This is a genomic window from Rhodococcus sp. FG69 (assembly GCF_057808915.1).
This window is the reverse complement of the sequence record NZ_JBMDIX010000052.1, coordinates 21,000-30,091: the sequence shown is the minus strand read 5'-3', so window position 1 is coordinate 30,091 and position 9,092 is coordinate 21,000. Positions and strand designations below refer to the sequence as shown.

At 64.1% G+C, this 9,092-nt stretch carries 9 protein-coding genes; 5 read left to right on the top strand and 4 right to left on the bottom strand.

Annotated features, from left to right (window positions below; genetic code table 11):
- Positions 1 to 45: 45 nt before the first annotated feature.
- A complete protein-coding gene (locus tag ACODSO_RS26900; RefSeq protein WP_489039709.1) occupies positions 46 to 834 on the bottom strand; it encodes a peptidylprolyl isomerase in 789 nt (262 codons plus the stop codon).
- The gene (locus ACODSO_RS26895; protein WP_489039711.1) at positions 834 to 1,691 is read right to left on the bottom strand and encodes a peptidylprolyl isomerase; all 858 of its coding nucleotides are present in this window, start codon (positions 1,689 to 1,691) and stop codon (positions 834 to 836) included. Before ACODSO_RS26895 ends, ACODSO_RS26900 begins: the two co-directional genes overlap by 1 nt.
- 219 nt (positions 1,692 to 1,910) lie before the next feature.
- Here ACODSO_RS26895 and ACODSO_RS26890 point away from each other — a divergent pair, with 219 nt between their 5' ends.
- From ACODSO_RS26890 to ACODSO_RS26880, 3 genes are read left to right on the top strand one after another with little or no spacing between them, the layout of a single operon-like run.
- A complete protein-coding gene (locus ACODSO_RS26890; protein WP_489039707.1) occupies positions 1,911 to 2,603 on the top strand; it encodes an MBL fold metallo-hydrolase in 693 nt (230 codons plus the stop codon).
- A 2-nt stretch (positions 2,604 to 2,605) separates the two neighbouring features.
- On the top strand, positions 2,606 to 3,877 hold the full coding sequence (hisS, locus tag ACODSO_RS26885; protein ID WP_489039705.1) for a histidine--tRNA ligase: 1,272 nt from the start codon (positions 2,606 to 2,608) through the stop codon (positions 3,875 to 3,877).
- On the top strand, positions 3,867 to 4,505 hold the full coding sequence (locus ACODSO_RS26880) for a hypothetical protein (RefSeq protein WP_489039703.1): 639 nt from the start codon (positions 3,867 to 3,869) through the stop codon (positions 4,503 to 4,505). The genes hisS and ACODSO_RS26880 overlap by 11 nt, the downstream gene beginning before the upstream one ends.
- Positions 4,506 to 4,509: 4 nt before the next feature.
- Here ACODSO_RS26880 and ACODSO_RS26875 read toward each other — a convergent pair whose 3' ends face one another.
- Positions 4,510 to 4,977 (bottom strand): DUF3237 family protein, encoded by a 468-nt coding sequence (locus tag ACODSO_RS26875; protein ID WP_489039701.1) that lies wholly within the window; start codon positions 4,975 to 4,977, stop codon positions 4,510 to 4,512.
- Between the two features lie 109 nt (positions 4,978 to 5,086).
- Here ACODSO_RS26875 and ACODSO_RS26870 point away from each other — a divergent pair, with 109 nt between their 5' ends.
- Positions 5,087 to 6,118, top strand: a complete 1,032-nt coding sequence (locus ACODSO_RS26870; protein ID WP_489039699.1) for an Rv2578c family radical SAM protein — start codon at positions 5,087 to 5,089, stop codon at positions 6,116 to 6,118.
- A 24-nt stretch (positions 6,119 to 6,142) separates the two neighbouring features.
- On the opposite strand, the gene ypfJ is transcribed toward ACODSO_RS26870, so the two are convergent.
- Positions 6,143 to 7,075 (bottom strand): KPN_02809 family neutral zinc metallopeptidase, encoded by a 933-nt coding sequence (ypfJ, locus tag ACODSO_RS26865; RefSeq protein ID WP_068376120.1) that lies wholly within the window; start codon positions 7,073 to 7,075, stop codon positions 6,143 to 6,145.
- Positions 7,076 to 7,249: 174 nt separating this feature from the next.
- Here ypfJ and aspS point away from each other — a divergent pair, with 174 nt between their 5' ends.
- Positions 7,250 to 9,046, top strand: a complete 1,797-nt coding sequence (gene aspS, locus ACODSO_RS26860) for an aspartate--tRNA ligase (protein ID WP_489039697.1) — start codon at positions 7,250 to 7,252, stop codon at positions 9,044 to 9,046.
- The last annotated feature ends 46 nt before the right edge of the window (positions 9,047 to 9,092 follow it).

The window sequence follows — 9,092 nt, the reverse complement described above, 5'->3', positions numbered from 1 at the left end:
CCCCCCCCCCCCCCCCCCCCCCCCCCCCCCACTACGGTGTAGCCGTTACGTCGTCGCGACGCTCTGGAGTGTGACCTCCGCGTTCGGCGGTCCATCGTTGCCCGGTGTCGATACACCGGCCGCGGCGACGGCGTCGAGGGTCGCCAAGCCCGCATCGTCGATCGTGCCGAACACCGTGTACTGCGGTGGGAGCACCGAGTCCTCGTAGACCAGGAAGAACTGACTGCCGTTCGTGTCCGGTCCGGCGTTGGCCATCGCGACGGTGCCGCGTGGGTAGACGACCGGGTCGGATGCCGCGGGATCGCCGACGGGATATGCAGTGGTCGGGTACTCGTTCGCGAATTCGTATCCCGGACCGCGATTGCCCTGGCCGGACGGATCGCCGCACTGAAGAACCTCGAGGCCCTCGGTGGTGGTCAGACGGTGGCAGATCGTGTCGTCGAAGTAGCCCTGCGATGCGAGCGAGGTGAAACTGTTGACTGTGCACGGGGCCTCGGCCCGATCGAGCGTCAGTCCGATCGGACCCTGGCTGGTCGTGATTGCCACGTCGACCGTTCCGACCGTCGACACGCCGTCGTTTGCAGGCGCTGTGTTGTCCCTGATCGCGGGCGTGGCCTCCAGGTACTCACACGTCGTGGACGATGCGTCGGGTTCGGGAACCGGTGGGAGGACACCGAACTGGCTCATATCGAGCGGCGGCTGCGTCGTGGTCGGCGCCGCGCTGGTCGTGGACTGTGTAGTACTTGTCGTCGCAGTGTCCGACGCGGTGGAAGAACAGCCGGCGACGAGGAAGACTGCGGCTCCTGCCGCTGCGAGCAGTGTTGTGGTCCGCATCAGAAGTCGCTCACCATGTTGGTGATGTCCACCGGGAGGGCAGGCTTGCCGTCCGATGCGCCGCCTTCGACGCCGCCTGCAGCAACCTTGTCCAAGGTTTCGAGTCCTGTCTCGTCGATGGTGCCGAACACCGTGTACGCCGGGGGCAGAGTCGAGTCGCCGTAGACGAGGAAGAACTGACTCCCGTTCGTCCCAGGCCCCGCATTGGCCATCGCAATGGTGCCGCGGGGGTAGGAGATCGGCTCATCGGCAGCAGGGTCGCCTTCGGCGAACTGATCGGCCGGGAATTCGTCGGCGAATTGGTAGCCCGGACCACCCATGCCCGTTCCTGCAGGATCGCCGCATTGGAGAACCTGCAACCCGGCGCCGGTCGTCATTCGATGACAGGTGGTGCCGTCGAAGTAGCCCTGGTTGGCCAGCGAGACGAAGCTGTTCACGGTGCACGGCGACTGTGGGTTGTTCAGCGTGAGCCCGATGTTGCCCTGGGACGTCGCCATGCTGTAGCTCAAAGCCTCGTCGCTCGTCGGGATCGCGTCGGTGCGCGGAGGGGTGTTCTCCTTCGAGGCAGGCTGAGCGGATGCCGGGTATGCGCAGTCGACCGTTTCCGGTAGAGGCTCGGCGCGACCGTCGGCGATCAGAGTGTCACCGCTCGGCGTCTCGGATGCCGTCGTCTCCGGTTCGTCACTGCCGCGAGTGAGGGCGAAGACCACTGCAACGGCGCCGACTACGACGACGAGACCCAACACGGATCCGGCGATGGTCAGCTGTTTGCGCTTCTTCGCTCGCTCGGCTCGACGTTCGAGTTGTCGCTCGAGTTTTCGCTTCGCCGCCTCGCGCCGCTGCTCGTTGCTGGGCAATTGACGTGTCCTCCCGCTTGTGACGTTCACCGACTCGTTGATCGCCGCTGCGCCGGTCGGCGAGCCGGAACCGACCGTGAGTGAGTGTGCCATTACATCCTGAGAGCATTCTGACGGGCATCGGCCTTCGGCGCCCGTCCGGACACTGGCGACGTACCGGTGAACACCATGCAACTACTCTGTCGATGACCTTGCCGTACCGAATTAGGAGCTACTGCTGTGCTCGTCACCGGATTCCCGGCGGGAATGTTCCAGACCAACTGCTACGTGCTTGCTCACGATGGCGCGGACGAGTGTGTGGTGGTCGATCCGGGGCAGGACGCGACCGAGCCACTCTTTCGGTTCTTGAACGAGTCCGGTGTCACACCGGTCGCGGTTCTACTCACCCACGGACACCTCGACCACACATGGTCGGTGGCGCCGGTATGCGAAAAGTTCGGTATCCCCGCATACATTCACGCGGAGGACCGATACATGTTGTCCGACCCGATTCGGGGCACGGGACCGGCTTTGGCCGCACTGTTGGGCGACACCGAGTTCAACGAGCCCGACGACGTCGCGGAGTTGGTCGCCGGTTCTTCGCTCGACCTCGCCGGCATCACATTCGACGTCGTACACACACCTGGGCACACCCAGGGTTCGGTGGTGTTCACCGTCGATGTCGACACTCCGGACGGGACACTGGCAGTGGCGTTGACCGGGGACACCTTGTTCGCAGGCTCGATCGGACGCACCGACTTGCCCGGTGGGAACCACGAGCAACTGCTGCGTTCCATCGCGGACTCACTGCTGCCGCTCGCCGACGACACGGTCATCCTGCCCGGTCACGGCGGCCAAAGCACCATCGGCCAGGAACGTGCATCGAATCCCTTTCTCGTTGGACTCTCGGGTACCGAACAGGGAAAGCTGTGACTGTGAGCAAGCTGAGTACATTTTCTGCGCCCAAAGGCATTCCCGATTACGTTCCGCCGAACTCGGCGGAGTTCGTCGCCGTCCGCGAAGGACTTCTGGCCGCTGCCCGCAATGCGGGATACGGCCACATCGAGCTTCCGATCTTCGAGGACACCGGTCTGTTCGCTCGCGGTGTGGGCGAGTCGACGGATGTGGTCAGCAAGGAGATGTACACCTTCGCTGATCGTGGCGACCGGTCGGTGACGCTTCGCCCCGAGGGCACTGCAGGCGTCATGCGCGCCGTGATCGAGCATGGGCTCGACCGTGGTGCGCTCCCGGTCAAACTCGCGTACGCGGGCCCGTTCTTCCGCTACGAGCGGCCACAAGCGGGCCGCTACCGTCAACTTCAGCAAGTGGGTGTCGAGGCTATCGGCGTCGACGATCCCGCGCTCGACGCGGAAGTGGTGGCAATCGCAGACACAGGCTTTCGAAGTCTCGGGCTGAGCGACTTCCGGCTCGAGATCACCTCCCTAGGTGACGACACCTGTCGGCCGCAGTACCGCCAACTCCTCCAGGATTTCTTGTTCGCCCTGCCGCTGGACCCGGAGACACGTACGCGCGCCGAGATCAACCCGCTACGTGTCCTCGACGACAAGCGTCCCGAGGTGCGCGAGATGACGGCGGATGCCCCGCTCATGCTGGACCACCTGTCGGAGACGGCGAAAGCGCACTTCGACGAGGTGATCGGTCACCTCGATGCGCTGCGAGTTCCGTACGTCGTGAATCCGCGGATGGTGCGCGGCCTCGACTACTACACCAAGACGACCTTCGAGTTCGTGCACGACGGTCTCGGCGCTCAGTCCGGTATCGGCGGCGGAGGACGGTACGACGGGTTGATGGCCCAGCTGGGTGGCCAGGAGCTGTCCGGCATCGGCTTCGGGCTCGGTGTGGACCGCACGATGCTGGCGCTGGCGGCGGAAGGCAAGTCCGCAGGAACGAGCGCTCGGTGCTCCGTGTTCGGGGTGCCACTGGGAAGCGATGCGAAGTCGAGAATCGTCGCGATCGCCGGGGCGCTGCGGGCCAAGGGAATCAGTGTCGACATGGCCTACGGGAACCGTGGCGTCAAGGGTGCGATGAAGGCTGCCGATCGTTCGGGTGCCCGATTCGCACTCGTGCTCGGAGACAAGGAGATTGCCGACGAAGTGGTCGTCGTCAAGGAATTGTCGACGGGGGAGCAGCGTGAGGTCCCGCTGGCGGAGGTCGTGTCGCACCTGGAGGTGAACCTTGCCGGCTGATGGTTCCGCTGGAGAGCGTGTCGAACTCGATCTCGTTCCGGTCGAGCTGATCGCACCGCGATTGAAGAAAGTTGCGATCGGGGCAGTCGTTGTCGGTGTAATAATCGCAGCGATTGCAAGCGTGTTCCTGCCCGTGGCAGTCGGCGTCGTTCTCGGCGTCGTCGTCGCCGTGCCGACGGCAGGTTCCGCGTGGATCGGGCTGAGGCGTCGAACGTGGTTGAGTGACAACAAGATACATGTTCGCGGCGGATTTCGGACCACGCATCTTTCGGTTGCCGGGCTGGTGTCCGCCGAGGTGCAGATCCGCACGGCGAGAATCGACCAGATCTCGCTGCGACTGTACGACGGAAGCGCGAAGGCGACCATCGCACTCGCGCTGTACACCAAGGGCGGCGGCCGCGAGTTGCCCATCCTGTCGCTTCGCAAACTTGCCGACGCCCTCTGGACCAGCGAGCTCGTGCCCGCCGCCGCAGTCGCATCGGTGTTAGTGGATCAGCTCAAGGCCGAGGCTCGGGATGCCGGCCTCGACGAGCGTCCGCTCTACCGCGCCGTCCAATTGGTGCGAGAAGCGGGACGAACACCTTTGGCCACGTTGACCGATCGTGAAGTCGCGGGCCTGACGAGCTAGCGGTTCATGTCACCAGGAATGCGTCGATCACGACGGCCTGTGCGGATCTCGATCCCGAGGTCACCACGAGTGCGCGATTGAGATACGTGAACCGGGGTGCTGACGTCGAGATGTCGAGGGTGCCTCGAAAGTAATAGGTGGCCGGGTCGACTTCCTCGGTCCCACTCAGAGACTCGATGACGTCCGCCGGGCCGAACTGAAAGCCTCGGTACGTCAGCGAAAGATAGCCCCCGTCAGCGAGTTCCAGAGTCAGCTCGGTGGTGAACTCGGTGCATCCGTCGGGACGCGTGATTCCCACTACGGACGACGATCCGGCCAGTGTGCCCTCGATGTCGGGGCCCGGTGCTGCGCCGCCGAGAATCGGTGTCACCACGCGTTCGCCTGCAGGAACGGTTCCGACATCGATAGGGACACCGAGGGTGAGTCCGAGTCGCAGTATCGGTTCGAGGGTGGGCGCGATGGGGGCAGTCACGTGGGAGGTCTCCTTGGAAGTTCGGACTCTGCCCACACGCTATCGTGCGTCCGCTGCGCGCTCATCCTCGCGCCTTGACATGTTCTAGAACAGATGTTCGACTATGCGTATGCGATGGTCCGGTCAGACACTCGACGCCGCGGACGAGGGCGCGCTGCCCGGCCTGGAGCGCTCGGGTCTGGTTCGCAGCGTACAAACGCCGGAATTCGAGGGCATCACCTTCCACGAAGTGCTGTGCAAGAGCGCCCTCAACAAGATCTCGAGCGACACGTCGCTTCCGTTCAGTTGGACCATCAATCCCGCTCGCGGGTGTTCACATGCGTGTCGGTATTGCTTCGCGCGCCCGACTCACGAGTACCTGGATCTGGACGCAGGCAAGGACTTCGACTCTCAGATCGTGGTGAAGACGAATATAGCGGCAGTTCTTCGAAAAGAACTCGCCCGCAAATCCTGGAAGCGTGAACCTGTCGCACTCGGCACCAATACTGATCCGTACCAGCGAGCGGAAGGGCGATATCGATTGATGCCCGGCATCATTCGCGCTTTGGCGGAGTCGGGCACCCCATTCTCGATACTGACCAAGGGGACACTGCTGCGACGTGATCTGCCTCTGCTGACGCTCGCCGCCAGGCAGGTCGACGTGCACATCAGCATCAGCCTTGCCATCCACGATCCCGACCTGCAGAAGCAACTCGAACCTGGCACCCCCAGTCCGCGTGCGCGCCTCGACCTCATTCGTGCCGTCCGTGAGGCAGGTTTGCCGTGCGGGGTTCTCGTGGCGCCGGTCATCCCGTTCCTCACCGACGGCGCACGGCAGCTGGACGGCTTACTCGAGGCGCTAGCGGATGCAGGAGCCACCTCGGTGTCCGCTATGCCCATGCATCTTCGTTCGTCGACCAAGGACTGGTTCATGTCGTGGCTGGGGGAGAACCATCCAGCACTCGTGCGTCGCTACCGGCAGTTGTACGGCTACGGCGCCTACGTCACCCCCGAGTACACAACATGGCTGAGGGGGAGAATCGATCCGCTGCTGGAGAGGCACGGCTACGGCGTCGACGATCTCAGGTCGATGCCCGAGAACGTGCCGGCCGAGCCGGAAGTGGCCGACCGGGACCGAGACCCCGCTTTGACGCTGTTCTAGGGACTGACCCTGTTCTGAGACCGGCTACCGGGGGAGGGCAGGAGGGCTGTCGAGATTCCGGGCTGAGAACGTGTCGCAGGCCGACACCTGGCCGGTTCGGTAGCCGGTGAGGAACCATGCCTGACGCTGATCCGAAGACCCATGGGTCCATCCTTCGGGATTGACTCTGCCGCTCGACGCCTGCTGAATCCGGTCGTCGCCCACCGAGGATGCGGCAGAGAGAGCGTCACGGATATCGGTGTCGGTGAGGGGTTCGAGAAACGGCTCGCCCGTATTCGGGTCCGGTATCACCGCGGCGTGATGCGCCCAGATACCTGCGTAGCAATCGGCCTGCAGTTCGACTCGTACAGCACCCGATTCGGCGCCCTGTGGGTCGGCCTGAGCGCGCCCGATGTCACCGAGCTGATTCTGGATGTGATGGCCGACCTCATGGGCGACGACGTACTCCTGTGCGAGTGGACCGCCGCTCGAACCGAATCGGTCGACGAGAACCTGGAAGAAGCTCGTGTCGAAGTAGGCGGTGGAATCTGCGGGACAGTAGAAGGGGCCCACGGCACTGGTGGCGTTCCCGCAGCCGGTGCTGATCGATCCGCTGAACAGTCTCACCTCGGGCTGAACGTAGGCGACGCCTGTCTGCGGACCGAGTTCGGACTCCCAGACGGTGTCGAGGCTGCCGACGGTGAAGTTGACGCGGCAGTCGACCTGGGCGTTGGCCTGCGCGCCCGTCTCGCAGTTCTCCAGGGTGCCGGTCCCCGAGTCGTACTGGCCGCTGTTGTCGGTGCTGCCGCTCAGTTGTCCGAGGATGGACCCGGGGTCTCCGCCGAACAGCAGGGCCAGGACCAGAATGACGAGTCCACCGGCGCCGCCGCCCAGCGCGATCTTGCCGCCTTTGCCGCCGCCGCTTCCCCCGACCGAGACTCTGCCGGGCTGCATCCGAGCGCCTTCTCTGAACGTCATGTCTCGTTTTCCTTCCAAGGGAACGTGGCCCGGCGCGAGATCCGAGGCCCGCTCGACGTCTGTCGAGTAGCAGCTTCCCATGCCGTGGTGGGATCGCGTTTACGGTCTCGATACCGCCTCCGTAGGATCGGTGACCGACGAACACGCTTTTTGGCATTTTGTGAAAGGAAACCAGTGCTGCGCACCCACCTCGCCGGCTCACTTCGATCCGAGCACGTCGACCGAACAGTTACCTTGACGGGTTGGGTTGCGCGTCGCCGCGATCACGGCGGAGTTATCTTCATCGATCTACGGGACGCATCCGGCGTCTCGCAGGTCGTGTTCCGTGAGGGTGAGGTGGCCGAGAAGGCACACCGCCTGCGCGCCGAATACGTCGTGAAGGTCACCGGCACGGTGTGTCAGCGTCCCGACGGCAATCAGAATTACGAGATCCCGACCGGCGCGATCGAGGTCGACGCCTCAGACATCGAGGTCCTTTCCGAGAGCGCGCCCCTGCCGTTCCAGCTCGACGATCAGCCGGGTGAAGAAGCTCGTTTGAAGTACCGATACCTCGATCTTCGTCGTGAGGGCCCAGGGCATGCGATTCGGCTTCGTTCGCACGTCAACGCAGCCGCACGTAGTGTGCTCGCCCATCACGAGTTCATCGAGGTCGAAACGCCGACATTGACGCGGTCGACGCCCGAGGGTGCACGCGACTTCCTGGTGCCGGCGCGCCTGCAGCCAGGCAGCTTCTATGCTCTGCCGCAGAGCCCGCAGCTGTTCAAACAGCTGCTGATGGTCGGCGGGATCGAGCGGTACTACCAGATCGCTCGCTGCTACCGCGACGAGGATTTCCGCGCGGACCGGCAGCCCGAGTTCACTCAGCTCGATGTCGAGATGAGCTTCGTGACGCAGGACGACGTCATCCTGCTCGCCGAAGAAATTCTCGCCGCCGTGTGGAAGCTCGTCGGTCACGAGTTCAGGACATCGATTCCCCGCATCACCTACGCCGAGGCCATGCGTCGATACGGCTCGGACAAGCCGGACCTTCGGTTCGACATCGAGCTGGTGGAATGCACGGACTTCTTCTCCGATACCGAGTTCCGGGTATTCCAGGCGCCGTACGTCGGTGCGGTCGTCATGCCCGGCGGCGCGTCGCAGCCGCGTAAGCAGCTCGACAAGTGGCAGGAGTTCGCCAAGCAGCGTGGACACAAGGGCCTGGCGTACGTTCTTGTCGGCGAGGACGGAACGCTCGGCGGCCCGGTTGCGAAGAACCTGACCGACAACGAGCGGGACGGCATCGCCGCGCACGCCGGCGCGAAGCCCGGGGACGCGATCTTCTTCTCCGCCGGTCCGATCAAAGCGTCGCGAGCTCTACTCGGCGCGGTACGCGGCGAGATCGCTCGCAAGCTCGACCTGATCGATCCGAAGGCGTGGGCGTTCGTGTGGGTCGTCGACGCTCCGCTCTTCGAACCGACATCCGACGCCACCGCCAGTGGCGACGTCGCAGTCGGCTCGGGAGCGTGGACGGCTGTGCACCACGCTTTCACCTCGCCGAAGCCCGAGTCGATGGAGACGTTCGACACCGATCCGGGTTCTGCGTTGGCCTACGCATACGACATCGTGTGCAACGGCAACGAGATCGGTGGCGGCAGTATCCGTATCCATCGCAAAGACATTCAGGAACGTGTGTTCGCGATCATGGGTATCGGCAAGGAGGAGGCACAGGAGAAGTTCGGCTTCCTGCTCGACGCCTTCAGCTACGGCGCGCCCCCGCACGGCGGAATCGCGTTCGGGTGGGATCGCATCACCGCGCTACTGGCGGGTGTCGATTCCATTCGTGAGGTCATCGCCTTCCCGAAGTCCGGTGGGGGCGTCGATCCGTTGACCGACGCGCCAGCACCGATCACGCCGTTGCAGCGCAAGGAATCCGGTATCGATGCCAAGCCGGAGAAGAAGGACGACAAGCCGGCAGCACCCGAGGATCAGTAACTACGCACACCAGTGCCCTCGGAATCGACGAAGATTCCGGGGGCAC